Annotated in this window: 19 protein-coding genes; 4 read left to right on the top strand and 15 right to left on the bottom strand. The window is 70.6% G+C overall.

Features of this window, described 5'->3' with window-relative positions; genetic code table 11:
• Positions 1-162 precede the first annotated feature (162 nt).
• Complete coding sequence (locus MRBLMI12_RS15265; RefSeq protein ID WP_363357633.1) at positions 163-2,136, top strand: maltotransferase domain-containing protein; 1,974 nt, start codon at positions 163-165, stop codon at positions 2,134-2,136.
• A complete protein-coding gene (gene glgB, locus MRBLMI12_RS15260; protein WP_363357240.1) occupies positions 2,133-4,310 on the top strand; it encodes a 1,4-alpha-glucan branching protein GlgB in 2,178 nt (725 codons plus the stop codon). The genes MRBLMI12_RS15265 and glgB overlap by 4 nt, the downstream gene beginning before the upstream one ends.
• Positions 4,311-4,333: 23 nt before the next feature.
• On the opposite strand, the gene MRBLMI12_RS15255 is transcribed toward glgB, so the two are convergent.
• Both MRBLMI12_RS15255 and MRBLMI12_RS15250 read right to left on the bottom strand, forming a co-directional pair.
• Positions 4,334-5,281 carry a tetratricopeptide repeat protein gene (locus MRBLMI12_RS15255; protein WP_363357239.1) on the bottom strand — a complete coding sequence of 316 codons (948 nt, stop codon included), beginning with the start codon at positions 5,279-5,281 and terminating at the stop codon, positions 4,334-4,336.
• Positions 5,281-7,185, bottom strand: a complete 1,905-nt coding sequence (locus MRBLMI12_RS15250) for a glycosyl transferase (RefSeq protein WP_363357238.1) — start codon at positions 7,183-7,185, stop codon at positions 5,281-5,283. The genes MRBLMI12_RS15255 and MRBLMI12_RS15250 overlap by 1 nt, the downstream gene beginning before the upstream one ends.
• A 178-nt stretch (positions 7,186-7,363) precedes the next feature.
• Here MRBLMI12_RS15250 and MRBLMI12_RS15245 point away from each other — a divergent pair, with 178 nt between their 5' ends.
• Entirely contained in the window at positions 7,364-8,431 is a 1,068-nt protein-coding gene (locus MRBLMI12_RS15245) for an AI-2E family transporter (RefSeq protein WP_349427346.1), read from the top strand.
• A gap of 39 nt (positions 8,432-8,470) precedes the next feature.
• On the opposite strand, the gene MRBLMI12_RS15240 is transcribed toward MRBLMI12_RS15245, so the two are convergent.
• The 9 genes from MRBLMI12_RS15240 to rpsB all read right to left on the bottom strand — a co-directional run bounded on the left by MRBLMI12_RS15240 (position 8,471) and on the right by rpsB (position 15,202).
• On the bottom strand, positions 8,471-9,196 hold the full coding sequence (locus MRBLMI12_RS15240; protein ID WP_363357237.1) for an alpha/beta hydrolase: 726 nt from the start codon (positions 9,194-9,196) through the stop codon (positions 8,471-8,473).
• A 1-nt stretch (position 9,197) separates the two neighbouring features.
• Positions 9,198-9,482: a hypothetical protein gene (locus tag MRBLMI12_RS15235; protein ID WP_349427344.1), complete on the bottom strand. Its 285-nt coding sequence runs from the start codon at positions 9,480-9,482 to the stop codon at positions 9,198-9,200.
• Positions 9,483-9,485: 3 nt separating this feature from the next.
• Entirely contained in the window at positions 9,486-10,247 is a 762-nt protein-coding gene (locus tag MRBLMI12_RS15230; protein WP_363357236.1) for a lytic transglycosylase domain-containing protein, read from the bottom strand.
• A gap of 58 nt (positions 10,248-10,305) precedes the next feature.
• Positions 10,306-10,869 carry a DivIVA domain-containing protein gene (locus MRBLMI12_RS15225; protein WP_363357235.1) on the bottom strand — a complete coding sequence of 188 codons (564 nt, stop codon included), beginning with the start codon at positions 10,867-10,869 and terminating at the stop codon, positions 10,306-10,308.
• Complete coding sequence (locus tag MRBLMI12_RS15220) at positions 10,866-11,909, bottom strand: phosphatidate cytidylyltransferase (protein WP_363357234.1); 1,044 nt, start codon at positions 11,907-11,909, stop codon at positions 10,866-10,868. Before MRBLMI12_RS15220 ends, MRBLMI12_RS15225 begins: the two co-directional genes overlap by 4 nt.
• A gap of 9 nt (positions 11,910-11,918) precedes the next feature.
• Positions 11,919-12,473 (bottom strand): ribosome recycling factor, encoded by a 555-nt coding sequence (gene frr, locus MRBLMI12_RS15215; RefSeq protein ID WP_349427340.1) that lies wholly within the window; start codon positions 12,471-12,473, stop codon positions 11,919-11,921.
• A 52-nt stretch (positions 12,474-12,525) separates the two neighbouring features.
• Positions 12,526-13,245, bottom strand: a complete 720-nt coding sequence (gene pyrH, locus MRBLMI12_RS15210) for a UMP kinase (protein WP_331911736.1) — start codon at positions 13,243-13,245, stop codon at positions 12,526-12,528.
• Between the two features lie 84 nt (positions 13,246-13,329).
• Positions 13,330-14,157 (bottom strand): translation elongation factor Ts, encoded by an 828-nt coding sequence (gene tsf / locus MRBLMI12_RS15205; RefSeq protein ID WP_349427339.1) that lies wholly within the window; start codon positions 14,155-14,157, stop codon positions 13,330-13,332.
• Positions 14,158-14,260: 103 nt separating this feature from the next.
• Positions 14,261-15,202 (bottom strand): 30S ribosomal protein S2, encoded by a 942-nt coding sequence (gene rpsB, locus MRBLMI12_RS15200; protein ID WP_349427338.1) that lies wholly within the window; start codon positions 15,200-15,202, stop codon positions 14,261-14,263.
• 336 nt (positions 15,203-15,538) lie between these two features.
• Here rpsB and MRBLMI12_RS15195 point away from each other — a divergent pair, with 336 nt between their 5' ends.
• Complete coding sequence (locus MRBLMI12_RS15195) at positions 15,539-16,108, top strand: murein hydrolase activator EnvC family protein (RefSeq protein ID WP_363357233.1); 570 nt, start codon at positions 15,539-15,541, stop codon at positions 16,106-16,108.
• An 8-nt stretch (positions 16,109-16,116) separates the two neighbouring features.
• Here the strand turns inward: MRBLMI12_RS15195 and MRBLMI12_RS15190 are convergent, their stop codons facing one another.
• The 4 genes from MRBLMI12_RS15190 to MRBLMI12_RS15175 form a co-directional block, all read right to left on the bottom strand.
• Positions 16,117-17,022 carry a tyrosine recombinase XerC gene (locus MRBLMI12_RS15190; RefSeq protein ID WP_363357232.1) on the bottom strand — a complete coding sequence of 302 codons (906 nt, stop codon included), beginning with the start codon at positions 17,020-17,022 and terminating at the stop codon, positions 16,117-16,119.
• Between the two features lie 207 nt (positions 17,023-17,229).
• The gene (dprA, locus tag MRBLMI12_RS15185; protein ID WP_363357231.1) at positions 17,230-18,417 is read right to left on the bottom strand and encodes a DNA-processing protein DprA; all 1,188 of its coding nucleotides are present in this window, start codon (positions 18,415-18,417) and stop codon (positions 17,230-17,232) included.
• Positions 18,414-19,937 (bottom strand): YifB family Mg chelatase-like AAA ATPase, encoded by a 1,524-nt coding sequence (locus tag MRBLMI12_RS15180; protein WP_363357230.1) that lies wholly within the window; start codon positions 19,935-19,937, stop codon positions 18,414-18,416. Before MRBLMI12_RS15180 ends, dprA begins: the two co-directional genes overlap by 4 nt.
• On the bottom strand, positions 19,934-20,302 hold the full coding sequence (locus MRBLMI12_RS15175) for a YraN family protein (protein ID WP_349427333.1): 369 nt from the start codon (positions 20,300-20,302) through the stop codon (positions 19,934-19,936). The genes MRBLMI12_RS15180 and MRBLMI12_RS15175 overlap by 4 nt, the downstream gene beginning before the upstream one ends.
• Positions 20,303-20,381 lie beyond the last annotated feature (79 nt).

Below are 20,381 nucleotides of genomic sequence, written 5' to 3'. Positions count from 1 at the left end.
CGCCTCGTCACGTCGCTGTCATCCCGGTCGGTCGCGCGATAGGTTCGACACGTGGTCACGACGACGCGCTCCGCGCGCTCCCGCCCGTGGCGGAGCGCCTCGGCCCTCCCTGTCCGCGACATCCATGCCTGGCAGGCTGAACGAGACACCGCCGCGCGGCGCATTCCGCTCGCCCAGCCGTCACCCGCCGTCCCCTGGGGCGACTACCGGCCCAGGGCGTTCAACGGCGAGGCGGTGCCGTTCCGCGTGACGGCGTTCCGCGAGGGACACGACCGCATCGGCGTCCAGGTGCGTCTGTTCTCGCCGTCCGGCGACGAGTCGCTGCACCGCCTCGAGTCGCTCGACGACGGCTTCGACCGCTGGCAGACCGAGGTGGTGCTGCTCGAGCAGGGCATCTGGCGCTTCCGGTTCGAGTCCTTCGGCGATGACTTCGCCACGTGGGAGCACGCCGCCTCGCTCAAGATCGCCGCCGGAGTGGACGCCGCGCTCATGCGCGAGCTCGGTGCGCTCCTGTTCGATCGCGCCGGCGCCGAGAAGAGCCGCCCGGTCGCCGAGCGGCGCGCTCTCGCCGCGGCTGCGGCATCCCTCCGCGACGCGACGCGGGACGACGCGGCGGCGCTGACCATCGTCGAGGACCCGGTGATCGCCGGCTACTTCCGTCAGCGCCCCCTCATGTCGCTCGTGACGATCGGCGACGACCTCGAGCTGCTCGTCGAGCGTGAGCGCGCGGGAGTGGGCGCGTGGTACGAGTTCTTCCCCCGGTCCGAGGGAGCCCGCCGATTCAAGGACGGCACGGTCAAGAGCGGCACCTTCCGCACCGCGACGAAGCGTCTTCCGGCCGTGGCGGAGATGGGCTTCGACGTGCTCTATCTGCCGCCGATCCACCCGATCGGCACCGTGAACCGCAAGGGACCCAACAACACCCTCGGCGCGGGTCCCGGCGATCCCGGCTCGCCGTGGGCGATCGGCTCGGCGGACGGCGGGCACGACGCGGTCCATCCCGACCTCGGAACGCTCGCCGATTTCCGGGCATTCGTGCGCAATGCCCGCACCGCCGGCATCGAGGTCGCCCTCGACCTCGCGCTGCAGGCCGCTCCCGACCATCCCTGGGTCGCCGCGCACCCGGAGTGGTTCACGACGCTCCCCGACGGCTCCATCGCGTACGCCGAGAACCCGCCCAAGAAGTACCAGGACATCTACCCGGTCAACTTCGACAACGACCCGGCCGGCATCCGTGCCGAGGTCCTCCGCATCGTCCGCCACTGGATCGCGCAGGGCGTGCGCATCTTCCGCGTCGACAATCCCCACACGAAGCCCCTGCAGTTCTGGGAGTGGCTCATCGCGACGGTCACCGCCGAGGACCCCGACGTGGTGTTCCTCGCCGAGGCGTTCACACGCCCCGCGCCGCTGCAGAGCCTCGCGTCCGCGGGCTTCCAGCAGAGCTACACGTACTTCACCTGGCGCAACACCAAGGCCGAGCTGGAGGAGTTCCTCTCGGGGCTGGCCCACCAGACCGACGACTTCCTGCGCCCGAACCTCTTCGTCAACACGCCCGACATCCTCACCGAGTACCTGCAGTTCGGCGGCCGTGCCGCCTATCGGATCCGGGCCGCCATCGCAGCCACGGCGGCGCCGACCTACGGCGTGTACGCCGGTTACGAGCTCTACGAGAACGTGGCGCGTCCGGGCTCGGAAGAGAACATCGACAACGAGAAGTACGAGTACAAGCTCCGCGACTGGGCCGGCGCCGCCGAGCGCGGCGATTCGCTCGCCCCGTTCCTGGCCCGGCTCAACGAGATCCGGCGCGCGCACCCCGCCCTCCGGCAGCTGCGCAACCTCAGCATCCACTGGAGCGACGACGACGCGATCCTCGTGTACGCCAAGCACCTCGACGCGGCGCTCTCCCCCGACGGCCGCAGCGACACCGTCATCGTCGTGGTCAACACCGACCCCCACTCGGTGCGCCAGACGATGGTCCACCTCGACACCCGCATCTGGGGCGTCGAGCCCGGTTCGCCGTACGAGGTCGAGGACCTCGTCACCGGCGGCCGGTGGACGTGGTCGGATCACAACTACGTGATGCTCGACGCGTTCACCGAGCCGGTCCACATCCTCCACGTCAAGGGGCCGCGATGACGCTCACCGACCAGATCCTCGATGCCGTCTCGACGGGCTCGTACCACGACCCCCACGCCGTGCTCGGCATCCATCCCGACACGGATGCCGAGGGCACCGCGACATGGATCATCCGCGCACGCCGGCCGCTCGCCCGCAGCGTCACGGCGGTGTTCGCCGACGGCACGCGCGTTCCGCTCGAGCACGTGCGGGCCGGGATCTGGGAGGGCACGCGCGCCGGCGCCCTCACCCGCTACGAGCTGCTCACCACCTACGCGCACGGGCCCGACTACGTCGCGGACGACCCCTATCGCCACACGCCGACGATCGGCGAGCTCGACCTGCACCTGATCGCCGAAGGGCGCCACGAAGAGCTGTGGCGGGCGCTCGGCGCGCACGAGCGCGAACACGACGGCACGATGGGCACCGCGTTCACGGTGTGGGCGCCCAACGCGCGGGCCGTGCGGGTGGTCGGCGACTTCAACGGCTGGGACGGTCAGGGCCACGCCATGCGCTCGATGGGCGCCAGCGGCGTGTGGGAGATCTTCGTCCCGGGGATCGGCCAGGGCACCACCTACAAGTTCGAGCTGCGCGGTCGCGGCGGCGAGTGGGCGCTGAAGGCCGACCCCATGGCCCGGTTCGCCGAGGTGCCTCCTGCCACGGGATCCGTCGTCGTCGGCTCCTCGTACTCCTGGGGCGACGCCGCATGGCTCGCCGAGCGCGCCCGCTCGACGCCCGTGTCGCGGCCCATGTCGGTGTACGAGCTGCACTTCGGCTCATGGCGGCAGGGGCTGACGTACCGCGATGCCGCCGATCAGCTGATCGACTACGTCACCGGCCAGGGATTCACGCACATCGAGTTCCTCCCGCTCGCCGAGCATCCGTTCGGCGGATCGTGGGGCTATCAGGTCACCGGCTACTACGCGCCCACCAGCCGGTTCGGGCACCCCGATGACCTGCGGTACCTCATCGACAGACTCCACCAGGCCGGCATCGGCGTGATCATGGACTGGGTTCCGGGCCATTTCCCGAAGGATGCCTTCGCGCTGGCCCGGTTCGACGGCGAGCCGCTCTACGAGCACGCCGATCCCCGGCGCGGCGAGCACCGCGAGTGGGGCACCTACATCTTCGACTACGGCCGCAGCGAGGTGCGCAACTTCCTCGTGGCCAACGCGCTGTACTGGTTCGAGGAGTTCCATGTCGACGGTCTGCGGGTGGACGCCGTCGCGTCCATGCTGTACCTCGACTACTCGCGCAACGAGGGCGAATGGGCGCCGAACGTCCACGGTGGCCGCGAGAACCTCGAGGCGATCCACTTCCTGCAGGAGGTCAACGCCACCGCGTACAAGCGGTACCCCGGCATCGCGATGATCGCCGAGGAGTCTACGAGCTTCCCCGGCGTGACGGCGCCCACGAGCCAGGCAGGGCTCGGATTCGGGTTCAAGTGGAACATGGGCTGGATGAACGACTCGCTCCAGTACATCAAGCGCGACCCGATCTATCGCGCGCACCACGAGGGCGAGCTGTCGTTCTCGTTCGTGTACGCGTTCAGCGAGAACTACGTGCTTCCGATCAGCCACGACGAGGTCGTCCACGGCAAGGGGAGCCTGTTCGCACGGATGCCGGGCGACCACTGGCAGCAGCTCGCGAACATGCGCGCGTTCCTCGCGTACATGTGGGGGCACCCGGGCAAGCAGCTGCTGTTCATGGGCCAGGAGTTCGGCCAGCTGTCGGAGTGGTCCGAGGGGCGCTCGCTCGACTGGTGGCTGCTCGATCAGCCCACACATGCCCAGCTGCAGCAGTTCGTCGGCGTGCTCAACCGCGTCTACCGCGAGCAGTCCGCGCTCTGGGCGCGTGACAGCGACGGCGCCGCGTTCACGCGGCTCGGCTCCCCCAAGTGGAATCCGAACGTGATCGCCTTCGCCCGGCGCGACTGGCACGGCAACACGATCGTCGTCGCGGCGAACTTCTCGGGGCAGCCGCTCACGTCGTACGAGCTCGACCTGCCCGAGAGCGGCGTGTGGCACGAGATCCTCAACACCGACGCGCAGGCGTACGGCGGCTCGGGGGTCGGGAACCTGGGCGTGGTGCACGCGGGCGCGGACGGACGCGCGTCGCTCGTGCTGCCCCCGCTCGGAGTGCTGTGGCTGCGCCACGAGACGAGCGCCCATATCCCGTCACCGACGCGGGGCTGACCTGCCGTCGGTCGAGGCGCGACTCAGAACAGCAGTGAAGCGAGGCGACCGCGTGCCGCGATGACGCGCGGGTCGCCATCGCCCACGAGCGCGAAGAGCTCCAGGAGGCGCTCCCGCACGGGTGCGCGCTCGTCCGCGGGCAGCTGCGAGAACAGATCGAGCAGGCGGCCGAATGCGTCCTCGACGTGCCCGCCCGCGATGTCGAGATCGGCGACCGTCAGCTGCGCGGGGATGTCCTGGGGAGCGGATGCGGCGGCCGCACGTGCCGCCTGGAGGTCGACGTCCTGCACGCGGAGCAGAAGCTGCACCTGTCCGAGCCCGGCACGCGCCTCGGCGTCGCGGGGGTTCTCCACGAGCGCCTTCTCGTATGCGGTGACGGCGCGCGCGTAGTCGCCCTCCTCGATGGCCTCGAACGCCTCGGCATGCAGCGGCGGGAGCGCGGGCTCATCGGGTGTCTCCTCCGGCGCCTCGCCGTCGACGGCGACCGTGCCGGTCACACCGTTCTGCGCCGCGAGCTGGAGGAGCTGCGCGAACACCTCGCGCACCTGCTGCTCGGGAACGGCCCCGGTGAACATCTGCACCGGCTGCCCGGCGACGAGCGCGACGACCATCGGGATGGACTGCGCGCGGAACGCCTGCGACAGCTGCGGATTGGCGTCCACGTCGACCTTCGCCAGCACGAGGCGGCCGCCGAGCTCGAGGACGACCTTCTCGAGGATGGGGCTCAGCTGCTTGCACGGGCCGCACCATTCGGCCCAGAGGTCGACGACCACCGGAACGGTGCGCGACAGCTCCAGCACCTGCTGGAACGTCTCATCGGTGACGTCGAGCACGAGGGCCGGGACGACGGCCCCGCTGCCCGCGGGGGTCTCCTCACCGGGCGCGGCCGGCCCTGTGGACGCGGGGCGATTGCGGAGAGTGGACAGGTCGACGGCACCACGCAGCGAGGCGCCCAGAGTGGGATCGGTCACTACAGAATCTTCGCATCGAGAATGTCGGATGAGTAACCGAGCAGGCGGATCTTCTCATTCGAACCGGCATTCGGCACGTAGAAGAACACCTGGTCGCTGAACGTCGTCTCGAAGCCCGTGGCGGACTGGTCGGCGCCGGCCAGCGTCTTGACCGTCCGGTTGTTCTCCACCTTGATGACCGCATCCGCGTTGGTCGGCTTGGCCGTGTCGACCTCGTTGATGTTCACGGCCACGATCGCGCCGCTCTCGACCGTCTGCAGCGCGAACGGCGCCTGCGGCCCGGCGACCGCACTGAACTCGAGGGTGCCCGTGGACGCGCCGGAGTTGGCGGTCTGGTTGAACTCGTCGCGCCGTCGCTGCCGGTCTGCGGCGATGCTGGCGCGGAGCTGATCGCCGTCGGCCTCGAAGAGGTCGTAGTACTCGCTCTCCGCGTCCTTGCTGATGACGTCTGCGTACGCGGCGGCCACCTGATCGGGCGGCAGTACGAGGAACGGCGAGTCGGGCTCGACCGCCGCCGCACCGATGTAGGCCGGGGCGAGATCCGGGATAGCGGTCGACGCCTCCAGGCTCCCGACATACGAGAGCTTGTACTCCGACCACTGATCCTGCTGGGTCAGCACCATGATGCTCGAGGTCTTCGACTCTTCGTCGTCGGCGATGGCGATCACCGAACGGGGCCACGCGTCGTAGGCCTGCGGCAGGATGATCTCCAGCGGCTTCGCAAGAATCGGCGCGGGCGCGGGATAGTCGCCGAGGGCCGAACGGAGCTTGTAGTTCGTGTCGCGCGCAGCCAGGGCTGCACCCTCCAGGCGTGTGTCGGCGAGGTCGCCGTCCATCGCCGCGTCGGCGTCGGCCACGGTGGCCGAGATGCGCGTGAGGATCCGCTCGGCCTGCGCCTTCGTCACTGCAGGCGCCTGCTGGCCGTCGGGCGCGATGACCGTCGCGGTCGGCGTGGGGGTCGGCGATGGGACGAGCTGCGGCCAGGCGTCGGCGGAGCAGCCCGTGAAGAGCAGCGCCGATACGGCGACGACCGGCAGGAACGCGAACGCGCGGCGCCCGCTCGAGACCGCCCGGCGCGTACGAGCCGAGCTGCTGATCACGCCCTTGTCGTCGCCGTCGATCGCGATGTCGATCGGCTCGGTCACCGGCAGCGGCAGGCCCTTGCGGCGGGGTCCGCGCTTCCGACGGGCATGACGGATGCCGAGGATGTAGAGGAACACGCCCGCGGCCATGAGGATGCCGCCGCCGACGATGAGCGGACCCGCCCAGGGGGTCGAGGTCTGCAGAGGCCAGGTCACAGTCACCCTGCTCGGTGCGGGTGCGGTGCCGTCGGAGGCGACGAGCACGCTCATCTCCTTCGGAAGCTGGAGCGGCGCGATCAGGAGATCCTTCTGCTGATACTCGTCGAGCCACAGGTCTGAACCGACCGGGCTGCGGCCCGCCGCGTCGGTCGCGGCATCCGTCGACGCGTCAGCCGCAGCGTCGTCGGTCGCGGCATCCGTCGACGCGTCAGCCGCAGCGCCGTCGGTCGCGGAGCCGTCCGCGGGGGCGTCTGTCGCGGGGTCGGCGATCGCGTCGATCTCGGGCTCGACGACCACGGTCTCGACCTCGCCGTCACCGGCCAGCGTGACGTGGGTGTACGTGGTGTCGGACAGCCACGCCTCCATGTCGGCCGTCCGCCCGTACGAGGCGTAGATGTCGCCCTCGGTCTGGGCACGAAGTGTCTGGGTACCCGGCATCTGATTGAGCACGGCGCCGTCGATGAGGAGGTAGGGAGTATCCTCCTCGACCGAGATCGCCGTGGTCTCGGTCCTGGGACCCTGGAAGATCGTCCGCTGGGCGATGCCCGCCCCGATCATCACGGTGGCGAGCACGAAGGCCGCCACGGCCCATACGAAACGCACGAAGAACACCTTTCCCGGGCGCGCAGACGCAGCGCAACCCTTCGATTCGACGTTTCAGACTAGCGGGAATGACCTGTGAGGCGCGTGGGAGGGACCATTCCACGGCCTGGGCGCTCGGCATGCGTATCCTGGGCGGACACAACGCATCGACGGGAAGTCGATCGGCAGGGGGACCTCGATGAAGCTGCACAGCCCGTTCCGCACCGCGCTGCTCGCGACGCTCGGTGTCGGCTTGGGACTGCTGCTCATCGGCAGCATCCAGAACCTCCAGACGATCCTGCTCTACGTCGGCACCGCGCTGTTCCTCTCGCTGGGCCTCGACCCGATCGTCGCGTGGCTCGAGCGCCGCAAGCTGCCGCGCTGGGCGGCGGTGCTCATCACCATTCTGGGCGTGCTCGCGGTGTTCGCCGGGATCATCCTCATGATCGTGCCGATCATCGTGCAGCAGATCGGTCAGCTGGTGACGACGATCGAGGAGCTCGCCGGCGAGGGGATGTTCGACGATCCGGTCGGCGCGATCCAGGACTGGCTGCACGGGGTGTTCCCGGCGCTGGACGTCGACGAGGTCTGGGCCTACATCGAGGACTGGTACGCGTCCCTCGACGTCGGCGCGATCGGCAGCGAGGTCGGCGGCAGCATCATCACGATCGTCGGTGCGCTCATCGCGGGCTTCGCGGGCGCTTTCATCGTGCTGATCCTCACCATCTACTTCACGGCGTCGACTCCGAGCCTGAAGCGCTCGGTCTACCAGCTGGTCCCGGCCTCGAAGCGGGCGCGGTTCATGGACCTCGGTGAGCAGATCACCGACTCCGTCGGCTACTACGTCATCGGCCAGGTGACGCTGGGTCTCATCAACGGTGTGCTGAGCGCGATCTTCCTGTCGATCATCAAAGCGCCGTTCCCCGCGGTGCTCGCCGTGATCGCGTTCTTCTTCTCGCTGATCCCGCTGGTCGGCACCCTGACCGGCTCCATCATCATCGTCCTGACCTGCCTGGTGGTGGGCTCCCCCACGACCGCGCTCATCGCGGCCATCTACTACCTGATCTACATGCAGATCGAGGCGTACGTGATCTCGCCGCGCATCATGGGGCGGGCCGTCTCGGTCCCTGGAGCGGTCGTCGTGATCGCCGCCCTCGCGGGCGGATCACTGCTGGGCCTGCTGGGCGCCCTGGTCGCCATCCCCGTAGCTGCGAGCATCCTGATCATCTACCGTCAGGTCGTCATCCCGCGCCAGAACGAGCGCTGAGGCGGGTCCGGTCCAGCCCGGGCCCGTGGGTGCGCACGGTCACGCGTCGACGACGGGTCCGTCCCACTCCAGTGGCAGCGGCAGCGCGTCCGGATTGACGGCCGCCACGATCTCGGTCAGCACTCGACGGGTCTGGTTCTCCCCCACCCACAGGTGCTTGCCGCCCTCGACCGGGATCAGGACCGCCTCGGGCACGCTCGCGAAGCGCTCGGCCGCGGCATCCGGTCGGAGATAGTCGTCGAACTCCGGAACCAGCACGATCAGGCGTCTGTCGTCGCCCGCCCACGCCGCGATCTCTTCCGAGGTCGCGCGGTGCAGCGGCGGCGACAGCAGGACGGCCCCCTCGACCGCGTGATCGCGCCCGTACTTCAGCGCGAGCTCGGTGCCGAACGACCATCCGACCAGCCACGGCCGCGGCAGACCTCGGGTGTGCACGAAGTCCATCGCCGCGGCGACATCGAAGGCCTCGGACCGGCCGCCGTCGAAGGCGCCCTCGCTCGTGCCCCGCGGTGAGGTCGTGCCCCGCGTGTTGAACCGCAGCACCGCGAGATCCGCCAGCGCGGGAAGGCGCCCGGCCGCCTTGCGGATGATGTGCGAGTCCATGAATCCGCCGGCCGTCGGCAGGGGATGCAGCGTCACGAGGGTCGCGACCGGCTCCCGGTTCTCGGGCAGGGCGAGCTCGCCGACGAGCGTCAGCCCGTCGAGCGTCTCGAGCTCGACGTCCTCGCGCCGGGCGGGCAGCAGCATCGGTCCGCGGATCTCCATGTCACGCCACCTTCCAGCAGTGCTGATGCCAGTGCCGACGCGCGGCGAGATCCGCGGCATCGCCCAGCACCCCGTCGGCGCGCCAGGCCACCAGATGCGCGACACCGATGTCGACCTGGCGCCCGCAGCCCGGACACGTGTAAGGCTTCTGCGCCTGGGCCGCCGAGACCGGCTGCACGATCCATTCCACACCGCGTCGCATCTCGCTGCGCTTCCAGCCGGCGAGGAGTCGCTCGAAGGACTCGTCGCCGCTCGAATCAGGACGGCGGCGGTTCGATCGGGGCACGGCTCAATACCAGCCCGTGCGCTGCGAGTGGTCCCAGGCACCGCACGGAGTCCCGTAGCGCCCGCCGATGTAGCCCAGGCCCCAGGTGATCTGGGTCGCCGGGTTGGTCTCCCAGTCGGCACCCGCGGTCGCCATCTTGCTGCCCGGCAGCGCCTGAGGGATGCCGTAGGCGCCGCTGCCGGCGTTGTAGGCGTTGACCCGCCAGCCGGATTCCTTGTTCCACAGTGCGACCAGGCAGGCGAACTGGTCGTCGCCCCAGCCACGGGCGAGCACCATGTCGTAGGCGATGGCCTGCGCGGTGCCGGGGTCGGGCGTGACGAACGGAGGCCGCCAGCCGCTGGACGCGGACTTCGATGCCGTCGTCGGCGCCACGGTCGGGGTGGGCTTGGGCTTCACATACACGGAGTAGCCGCCGCGGTCGAGCGCTGCAGGCTCCGCGACCTGAGCGCTGCCGTCGCCGCTCAGGGACTGCACGTCGTCGAGCGAGCTGGCGTACAGCGAGACCTGCGACTCCTCTTCGGCCGTGGCCTGCGCGAGCGCGAGGCCGGTCGGACCGATGTAGGCGACCACGAACCCGAGCACCGCGAAGGCGGCGAAGCCTCCCAGCACACCGCGGCGACGTGACCACCGGGCAGAGGAACCGGCCGCGCGCGGGGGCGCCGACGGCGACACGGATGCCGTCGAGACGACGCGTCCCGCGGCCCGGGTCGACACCTCGTGACGACGGGCGCGCCTGGTCGGGTTCAGCTCGTTTCCGGAAGTCACAGTGCCCCGATTCTCGCATACCGGCACGAGGGCGTGCCATCCGCGACACCCGTGCGTGTCACTTCACCGCGAGCATCACCTCGACGACCGCGTCGAGCACGGCATCCACCTGCGTCTCGCGGTAGCCGCCGCGCTGCATGCGGAACGCGACCGCGCGCACCTGCTCCACCGTCACCGAGTCGCCGGTCTCGAGAAAGCGCGCGAGCTTGTCGGTGACGAGGTCCACCTCGGCGACCCGGTAGCCGTAGCGCAGCCGGGACACCCGGTCGAAACGGCGCCCGGTGGGACGCGACAGTCGATCCAGCACCTCCTGCGCGAGCTCCCGGGTGTGGCCGACCCATGCGCGGGCGCCTGCGGCCGCCATCGCGGACGCGCGCTCACGTGCAGCGAACGCGTCTTCGATGCGACCGAGGGCGGCATCGACCGACGCGATCGCGTACCCGTGCCGCACGAGCGGGAATGCCACCTGGCGGACGTCGGCCGATGTGAGGGACTCGCTGCCCTGCTCGAACGACGCGCGGGCGCGAGCGAGGAACTCGTCGACCGGCTCCTTGTCGTAGCCCTTCTCGCGCCCTCGGGCCTCGGGGAAGGATGTCCGGGAGGTCGTCTCGGATGCCGTCATGATGCCACCAGCGGAGTGAAGAGGTAGTAGAGGGACAGCGCCGCCACGACCGACAGCAGGATCGAGTCGAGTCGATCGAGGACGCCGCCGTGACCGGGCAGCCAGGAACTCATGTCCTTGATGCCGAGATCGCGCTTGATCATCGATTCTCCCAGGTCGCCGACCGTGGCGGTGGCGAGGATCAGGATGCCGAACACCGCGCCCATCCACCACTCGAGACCGAGCATGAACATGCCGACCAGCACGCCGGCGATGGTGGCCGCCGCCGCGGCGCCGGCGAAGCCCTCCCACGTCTTCTTGGGGCTGATGCGGGGAGCCATCGGATGCTTGCCCAGGGTGATGCCCGCGATGTACGCGCCGGTGTCGACGGCGACCGCAACGATGATGAACGACAGCACCCACCACTCGCCGCCGTCCTTGCTCAGCAGCACGAGGCAGAGACTCGTGAGGAACGCCACATACAGCTGCAGGAAGGTGGCGATCAGCACATCCCCGAGCACGGCGGAGTACACGCGGCCATCGTGGGAGGCCATCTGCGCGACCAGCCGCCAGACCACCAGGAACGCCAGGACCACGAACAGCAGCACCCACTGCAGCCACGCGTCCACGAAATAGGCCGACAGCACGACGACGGCACCCGCGACGAGCTGCGGGACCAGATCGACGCGGCGTCCGCTGGCGATCAGCGCGCGGGAGAACTCGAACATCGCGAGCAGCGCTGCCGCCAGGGCGAACGGGACGAACGCCCACTTCACGAAGATCAGCGAGCCGAGCAGGGCGACCCCGATGGCCAGCCCGATCAGGGTCGCGACGATGAGGTCGCGCCCCGTGCGCTCCTTGATGCGCTCGTTCGCCTCCTCGAAGTCCGCCTTCGCCTGCGCGACCTGGCTCTCCAGCTCACTGCGCGCAGCGCGCAGATGGGCCTGCAGCGCCGGCGGGGTGTCGTGTGCCTCCGCGGCACGCCGTGCGTCGCCCGCTTCGCGCCGCGTCTGCGGAGAAGCGGCCTCTTCGCCGCGCGGCGGGTCCGGTGCGTCGGTCATGGGCAGACCTCAGACTTCGAGGAGCTCGGCCTCTTTGCGCTTGAGCGCGTCGTCGATCCCGTCGACGTGGGCGCGCGTCAGCGCGTCGAGTTCCTTCTCGGCGCGGGCGAGCTCGTCCTCGCCGACCTCGCCCTTGAGGGCATCGATGTCGTCCTTGGCCTTGCGGCGGATGCCGCGCACATGCACCTTGGCATCCTCGCCCTTGCCGCGCACGAGCTTGACGTACTCCTTGCGACGCTCCTCGGTGAGCTCCGGCATCGTGACGCGCACGAGGTTGCCGTCGTTCGTCGGGTTCACCCCCAGGTTCGGGATGTCGCGGATCGCCTGCTCGATCGCCTTCAGCGCCGACTTGTCGTACGGGGTGATGAGGAGGGTGCGCGCCTCGGGGTTGTTGATCGACGCGAGCTGCGCGAGCGGCGTCGGGCTGCCGTAGTAGTCGACGAGGACCTTCTGGAACAGCTGCGGGTTCGCGCGTCCGGTGCGCACCGTCGCGAAGTCCTCCTTCGCACCCTCGACAGCGCGGTCCATGCGCACTCCGGCATCGGCCAAGACGTCCGCGATCACAGTGTCTCCTTCAGGTAGATGGGGCTGGTCAAGTGTATCGGCGGCAGCGTCGTCACGCCGTGACGAGCGTGCCGATGGGCTCGCCGAGGAGCGCCTTCGTCACGTTGCCCGCCGGCTCCATGCCGAACACCCGCATGTCCATGCGGTTGTCCATGCAGAGGCTGAAAGCGGTCGAGTCGACGACCTTGAGGCCTCGCTGCAGCGCGTCGAGGTACGTGATGCGATCGATCAGCGTGGCCGAGGCATCCTTCTTCGGGTCGGCCGTGTAGACCCCGTCCACGCCGTTCTTCGCGACGAGGACCTCCTGCGCGTCGATCTCGAGCGCTCGCTGGGCGGCCACGGTGTCGGTGGAGAAGTACGGCAGGCCTGCGCCGGCGCCGAAGATCACGACCCGGCCCTTCTCCATGTGCCGCTCTGCGCGCCGTGGGATATACGGCTCGGCGACCTGGGTCATCGAGATGGCCGACTGCACGCGCGTGGCGGCGCCCGCCTGCTCGAGGAAGTCCTGGAGGGCCAGGGCGTTCATCACGGTGCCCAGCATGCCCATGTAGTCGGCGCGACCGCGGTCCATGCCGCGCTGGCTGAGCTCGGCGCCGCGGAAGAAGTTGCCGCCTCCGACGACGACGGCGATCTCGACGCGGTCGACCGCCGCGGCAATCTCCTGCGCCATCTGGCTGACCACGTCGGGGTTGACACCCAGTTGCCCCCCACCGAACGCCTCGCCGGACAGCTTCAGAAGGACGCGGCGGCGCCCGGTGTTCTCGTTGATCACTGTGGTCCTCTCGTCTACGACAAACTACCGAAGGGCATGAGAAAAGGCCCGCATCGGATTGCCGATGCGGGCCTTCTCAATGGATCAGGCGCCGACCTTGTAGCGGGCGAAGCCCGTCAGGGTCAGACCGGCGGCCTTCGCGACCTGCGCGACCGACTGCTTGTTGTCCTTCGCATAGTCCTGGTCGAGAAGCGAGACCTGCTTGAAGAACGCGTTGACGCGGCCCTCGACGATCTTCGGAAGAGCCGCCTCGGGCTTGCCCTCGTTGCGCGAGATCTCGGTGACGATCTCGCGCTCCTTGTCGACATCCGCCTCGGGGACCTCGTCGCGCGACAGGTACGAGGGGTTGGCGAACGAGATGTGCTGCGCGATGCTGCGCGCCGTCTCGGCGTCGTCGCCCGAGTAGGCGAGCACGACGCCCACCTGCGGCGGCAGGTCCTTGCTGGTCTTGTGGAGGTAGATCTCGAAGTTGTCGCCCGAGAGCGTGCTCACCCGACGCAGCTCGACCTTCTCGCCGATGATGGCGGCCTCGTCCGAGATGAGCTCGGCGACCGTCTGCGTGCCGGCGGGCGCGGCCAGCGCAGCCTCGGCCGAGTCGGCGTGAGCGGCAGCGGCGGCGTCGAGCACCTTGTCGGCGAGGGCGATGAAGCGCTCGTTCTTCGCGACGAAGTCCGTCTCGGTGTTGAGCTCGATGATCGTGACCTGACCGTCGACCTCCTTGGCCGCGACCAGTCCCTCGCTCGTGGAGCGGTCGGCGCGCTTGGCGTTGCCCTTCGCGCCCTTCAGACGCAGGATCTCGACGGCCTTCTCGAGGTCGCCGTCGGCCTCCTCGAGCGCCTTCTTGGTGTCGACCATGCCGGTGCCGAGCTGCTCGCGCAGGGCCTTGATGTCGGCGATCGTGAAGTTTGCCATGGGTGGCGGCTCCTTGATTCTCGTGAGTTCTCGTGGATGCCTCGGCGGGACCGTCCAGCCGTGAGGCCAGGACGATCCCGCCGAGGCGGAGTGTGAGTGAGGCTTACTCGGCGGGGGTCGCCTCGGCGACCTCGGCGGCGTCAGCGGCCTCGGCGGTCTCGACGACCTCATCGGTCTCAGCGGCGACAGCGGTCTCGACGGCCTCAGCAGCCTCGGCGCCGGCCTCGTCGGCGGCCGACTCGGTCGCGATGGTCTCGACCTCGGCGACGTCGGTCTCGACGGGCGCGCCCTGCTCGAGCAGCTCGCGCTCCCAGTCGGCGAGAGGCTCCGCGTCAGCGGTCTCGTCGGTGGGCTGGTGGCGCTGGATCAGGCCCTCCGCGGCGGCGTCGGCGATGATGCGGGTGAGCAGGCCCACCGAGCGGATCGCGTCGTCGTTGCCGGGGATCGGGTACTGGAACTCGTCGGGGTCGGCGTTCGTGTCGAGGATGCCGATCACGGGGATGCCGAGCTTCGACGCCTCATCGATGGCGAGGTGCTCGCGCTTGGCGTCGACGACCCAGATGGCCGAGGGGGTCTTCTGGAGGTTGCGGATGCCGCCGAGCGACTTGTGCAGCTTGTCGAGCTCGCGCTTCTTGAGGAGGAGCTCCTTCTTGGTGAAGCCGCTCGCGGCCGGGTCCTCGAAGTCGAGCTCCTCGAGCTCCTTCATGCGGGCAAGACGCTTCGACACGGTCGAGAAGTTGGTGAGCAGACCGCCCAGCCAGCGCTGGTTGACGTAGGGCTGGCCCACGCGGGTCGCCTGCTCGGCGATGACTTCCTGCGCCTGCTTCTTGGTGCCGACGAAGAGGATGGTGCCGCCGTGCGCGACGGTCTCCTTGACGAACTCGTACGCCTTGTCGATGTACGTCAGCGACTGCTGCAGGTCGATGATGTGGATGCCGCTGCGCTCCGTGAGGATGAAGCGCTTGACCTTCGGGTTCCACCGGCGGGTCTGGTGTCCGAAGTGCACGCCGCTGTCGAGCAGCTGGCGAATGGTGACGACGGCCATGGCCGTTCTCCTGTTCCGGCGCGTGCGCGCCTGTTGCGGTTGTTCTCGCGCCGGCGTGGAGCCGGCGAGCCTGGTGCCCGGCACATTCCCACCCCGCGCCCGCTCATGAGCGTTCGCAGGGACCGTTGGGAGTGGATGCCGCGCCGTCACCCTCCGTCAGACTCGGGGTGCGTGGCGCTGTGGGCACGCGGAGTCACTCCGACATGCGGAGTGCGCATCCAGTGTATCAGCAGGCGACCGGGCCGAGCCTCCTCCCCCGCAGGGCGAAGGCGACGGTTCTCCACGGGTCCGCGACGGGGGCCATCGCGCCCGAACGGCGTGCGGCAGGGTCAGGTGATGCGCACCATCGCCCCGGCTCCACTCCCGCGATTTCGTGCGGCAGCGGCGCTCGCGCTCGTCGTGTGGATCGCCGCAGTGCCTGTGACCGCGTCGGCATCGAACCCGGATGACCCCGACGGTCCGGCAGGGCGCTCCGCGGACGGCGGGTCGGTTGCTCTCGCGCGCGACTGGCTGTGGCCCGTGGACGCGTTCCGCCTCGAGCGTCCCTTCGTCGCCCCACCCCACGAGTACGGCCCCGGCCACCGGGGCATCGACCTCGCCGTCCTCGGCGAGGACGGCGTCTCCGCCCCCGCGGCGGGCGCGGTCGCCTTCTCCGGCCAGGTGGCCGGGCGCGGCATTCTGACGATCGACCACGGCGATGGACTCGTCTCCACTCTCGAGCCCGTGGAGTCCACGCTCGTCGCCGGCACGCCGGTGGCTGCCGGTGCCGCTGTGGGGCGCGTCTCCGCGGGCGGTCACACCGCGCCCGGCGCGCTGCATCTCGGCGTGCGCCTCGACGGCCGGTACATCAACCCGCTCGTGCTGCTCGGCGGCGTGCCGCGAGCGGTGCTTCTGCCCTGCTGCTGAGCGCCCGCTCAGGCGCGCGGGTGGGCGAGACGGTAGGACGCCGCCAGCCGCTCGCTCGAGACGTGGGTGTAGATCTGCGTGGTTCCGAGGCTCGCGTGGCCGAGCATCTCCTGGACGGCACGGAGGTCGGCGCCGCCGTCGAGCAGATGCGTCGCCGCCGAGTGCCGCAGCGCGTGGGGCCCCACCTGAGCGCCGAGTTCGGGCCCGAGCTCGCGAGACACCAGGTCGTAGACCGCACGAGGTCCGATGCGACCGCCTCTCGCGCCGAGGAACAGGGCGGCTGCCTCAGGCGCGTCGACTCGACGCGCCACGAGCACGGGCCGGCCCCGCACGAGGTACGCATCGACCGCACGCAACGCGGGGAGCCCGAAGGGGACGACGCGCTCCTTGGAGCCCTTGCCCCACACGCGGGCCGTGCGACGTTCGGGGTCGAGATCGCCGACGTCCAGTCCGCACAGCTCGGAGACGCGCACCGCGGCCCCGTACAGGAGCTCGAGCATCGCGTGGTCGCGCAGCGCGAGCGGGTCGCCTTCCGCGGCCGCGGAAGCGAGCCGCTCCAGGACCCCTGCCAGCGCATCGGCGGTCGCGACTTTCGGCAGCGTGCGGCCGCGCTTGGGCGCGACCAGCCGCAGGCTGGGGTCGGATGCCACGGCGCCCGTCTCGGTCGCCCAGGCGAAGAAGCCGCGCACAGCGGCCGTCCGCCGTGCGATGGTGGCACGGCTGTCGCCCCGCTGCACGGCCTGCCACAGCCACTCACGGAGGTTCTCGAGGTCGACGACGGCGAGATCGACGTCGCCGCACGCGACGGCCAGCCCGGCGAGATCCGAGCGGTACGCACGGACCGTCGCCGGCGACAGTCGACGTACCTCCGCCAAGTGGCGCAGGTACGTCTCCGCTGCGTCGACGATCTCCACGCCTCCAGCTTGCGCCTCGACGAGGGGTACGCGGCGCTGCGACGCACCCCCGTTCGCTCTCGCCCGGCGAGCCGAGCGGAGCGCCGGTCACAGAGGGCGGCAGCGTCATCGCGCGACGTCGGCATGGTGAGGCGCTTGACACGGCTGGGGCACTGCCCCCGACCGTGCAGTCCCCACGACCGTGCACTCCCCGCGGCTGCGCCCTCGTCACGCCCCCGCCCGTCGCAACCTCCATCCCTCCGCGCCGGCCTCCACGGATCCGTCGAGCTGCAGCAGACCGAGTACGCCTTCGACGGCGTCGGCCGCCATCCCCGCGCGGCGCGCGATATCGCCGGGCTGTCGCCAGGCGCGCGTGCTCATCGCATCCACCACGCGCGTCGCGTCGCCGGTGTAGCCGGGCATCCGAGCCGCTCCGGCACCGTTCGCAGTGGCCAGCCCCAGCAGCTCACGGACGTCATCCGCCCCGGTGATGCACTGCGCGCCGTACTCGCGGATGAGGCGGTGCGTGCCCGCGGAGGTGGCCGAGGTGATCGGGCCCGGGACCGCGCCGAGCGGCCTCGACAGCGTCGCCGCATGGCCGGCGGTGTTGAGCGATCCGCTGCGCCAGCCGGCCTCCACCACCACCGTCGCCGCCGACAGCGCGGCGATGAGCCGATTGCGCTGGAGGAAGCGCCACTTCGTCGGAGCGGAGCCGCACGCCACCTCGCTCGCCACGACACCGTGCCGGGCGATGTCGTCGATCAGCCCTGCGTGCCCGGCGGGATACGAGCGGTCCGCGCCGCCCGCGAGCAGTGCGACCGTCAGACCGCCCGCCGACAGTGTCGCGCGATGCGCGGACCCGTCGATGCCGTATGCGCCGCCCGACACCACCGCGATGCCGTCACCGGCGAGCTCGGCCGCGAGCTCCATCGCGACATGTTCTCCGTAGCGCGACGCGGCGCGCGCGCCGACGATGGCGACGGAGGCGTCGAGACGGCGGAGGGCGGAGGCATCGCCGCGCACCCAGAGGCACAGCGGGGCGTGCGCCTCGAGGTCATCCAGCTGGGCGGGCCACTCGGGATCGGCCCGCGTCACGAGGCGGACGCCGCGCGCCGCGGCCGTGAGGAAGGAGTCCGCGACCACGCGCGCCGAAAGCCGCGGCAGCCACCGCTTGCGGCCCTCGGCCAGTTCCCGCGGGGTGACTTCTGCCAGCGTCCCCTCGGCCAGCACCGCCTCCAGCGCGGGCGCGGCACCGCGAGCGGCGACGATGCGCCCTGCCACGGAGTCGCCGGGCTCGATCAGGTGGCACCACACCGCGGTCGCGTAGCGCTCACGGGCCGCGTCGGCGCTCTGGTGGACGCCCAGCGGTGCGAGCGCACGCCCCGCGGCGTCGGCGCCCAGGTCGAAAGCGGTCACAGCGCCAGACCCTTCTTCAGGTAGAGCGCCCGCCCGACATGCTCGGCACTCAGCTGCGCTCGCCCGTCGATGTCGGCCAGCGACCATGCGACCCGCAGCACGCGATCGTAGCCGCGCAGCGTCAGCGCACCACGGTGCAGCGCGGCATCCAGCGGGCGGCGGATCACGGGCGGCGGGGCGACCGGTCCCTCGCGGAGCCAGGTCCCCGGCACATCGGCGTTCACTCGCCAGGGCGTTGCCTGCAGCCGGTGACGTGCGCGCGCACGGGCCTCCGCGACCCGATCGCGCGCCGTCGCGGTCGAGATCGTCGGTCCGCGGCCGCGCTGGGCGACGGAGACCCTGGTCAGGGTCAGCTCGATGTCCATGCGGTCCAGCAGCGGCCCGGAGAGCCGGCCGAGGTAGCGGCGGATCGCGGCCGGTGGGCACGTGCAGGTGCCGCCGCGGATCCCGTAGTCCCCGCACGGGCACGGGTTCGTGGCCAGGACCAGCTGGAAGCGTGCCGGGTATCGTGCGTATGCCCCCGCGCGATGGATCGTGATGGACCCGGACTCCAGCGGCTGCCGCAGCGCGTCCAGCGCGCTCGCCGCGAACTCGCCGGCCTCGTCGAGAAACAGCACGCCTTCGCTGGCGCGCGCGATCGCGCCCGGCCGGATGACGCGGGAACCCCCGCCCACGAGAGCCGCGACGCTCGCGCTGTGATGCGGCGCCTCGAACGGGGGCGTTCGTGACAGCTCCATCACGCGCGAGCCCGCGAGGCTGCGGATCGACGCACTCGCGAGCGCCGCACCGTCGTCGAGTTCGGGAAGGATGCCGGGCAGCCGTCGCGCGAGCATGGTCTTGCCGGCACCGGGCGGTCCGCACATCAGCAGGTGGTGCCCGCCGGCCGCTGCGACGATGAGCGCATCCACGGCATCGCGCTGACCGATCACCTCGGCGAGATCGAGTACGGGCTCGGGTGTCCGCTCGTCGTCCGGCAGGGCGACGGGATCTTCGTCGGCGACCTCGACGTCACCGCCGTGCCAGGCCACCACCTGTGCGAGGTTGACGGCGGCGAGCACGTCCATCCCACCGACGAGCGCCGCCTCGGCGCCGTTGGCGTAGGGCACGACGATCCGCCGATGACCTGCCCGCCGCGCAGCGACCACCGCGGGCAGCACACCGGGGACAGGGCGCAGGCGCCCGTCGAGGCCGAGTTCCCCGATGTGCACGGCCGACGCGACCGAGGCCGCATCCATCGACGACTCGGTCGCGAGAGACGCGACTGCGATCGCGATGTCGAAGCCGGATCCCTGCTTCGGCAGGCTCGCCGGTGACAGGTTCACGGTCAGCCGTCGCCGGGGCAGCGGCGTGCCGCTGTTGGCGCACGCGTTGTGAACGCGCTGCACCGCCTCGCCCAGTGCCTTGTCGGGCAGGCCGATGATGCGGAACTCCGGGGTCTGCTGCGACAGGTCCGCCTCGACCTCGACGCACTCGCCCTCGGCACCGACGAGCGCGACGGCCCACGTGCGCGCGACGCTCACGGCACCTCCACGTCGACGAGGTGTTCCAGGCGAGCCGTCGAGGGCTCCGTGCCCGTGAGCCCGATCGCGTCGATGCGCAACCGGCGCCCCTGCACGAGCTCGCGGTGCTGACTCGCCCATGCGACGCCGAGCCGCCACAGCCGTACGCGCTTGCGCGCGTCGATGGCCTCGAAGGGGTGCCCGAACTCCTCGCCGCGCCGTGTCTTGACCTCGACGACGACCACCGCGGCGCCGTCCGCCACCACGAGGTCGAGTTCGCCCTCACGGCTTCGCCAGTTGCGCGCGAGCACCGTGAAGCCCTGGGTCTCGAAGTACCGTGCGGCGCGGTCCTCGCCCGCACGGCCGAGCACGTCTTTGTCTGCCATTCAGGCATCGTCGCGCGCGCGAACCTCGCGCGGACGCGCGGCGGCGGCATCCGTTCAGAACCGGCGTGCCGTCCCGGGA

The organism is Microbacterium sp. LMI12-1-1.1 (genome assembly GCF_040676455.1).
In the GTDB taxonomy this organism is placed as follows: domain Bacteria; phylum Actinomycetota; class Actinomycetes; order Actinomycetales; family Microbacteriaceae; genus Microbacterium.
Note: the sequence above shows the minus strand (reverse complement) of the source record. Positions and strands in the feature narration are given on the sequence as shown.

Excerpts from the sequence above, each read along its gene's own strand:
- glgB (WP_363357240.1), top strand. The coding sequence starts at position 2,133 with ATGACGCTCACCGACCAGATCCTCGATGCCGTCTCGACGGGCTCGTAC.
- MRBLMI12_RS15245 (WP_349427346.1), top strand. The coding sequence starts at position 7,364 with ATGAAGCTGCACAGCCCGTTCCGCACCGCGCTGCTCGCGACGCTCGGT.
- MRBLMI12_RS15240 (WP_363357237.1), bottom strand. The coding sequence starts at position 9,196 with ATGGAGATCCGCGGACCGATGCTGCTGCCCGCCCGGCGCGAGGACGTC.
- MRBLMI12_RS15225 (WP_363357235.1), bottom strand. The coding sequence starts at position 10,869 with ATGACGGCATCCGAGACGACCTCCCGGACATCCTTCCCCGAGGCCCGA.
- MRBLMI12_RS15220 (WP_363357234.1), bottom strand. The coding sequence starts at position 11,909 with ATGACCGACGCACCGGACCCGCCGCGCGGCGAAGAGGCCGCTTCTCCG.
- tsf (WP_349427339.1), bottom strand. The coding sequence starts at position 14,157 with ATGGCAAACTTCACGATCGCCGACATCAAGGCCCTGCGCGAGCAGCTC.
- rpsB (WP_349427338.1), bottom strand. The coding sequence starts at position 15,202 with ATGGCCGTCGTCACCATTCGCCAGCTGCTCGACAGCGGCGTGCACTTC.
- MRBLMI12_RS15195 (WP_363357233.1), top strand. The coding sequence starts at position 15,539 with ATGCGCACCATCGCCCCGGCTCCACTCCCGCGATTTCGTGCGGCAGCG.
- MRBLMI12_RS15175 (WP_349427333.1), bottom strand. The coding sequence starts at position 20,302 with ATGGCAGACAAAGACGTGCTCGGCCGTGCGGGCGAGGACCGCGCCGCA.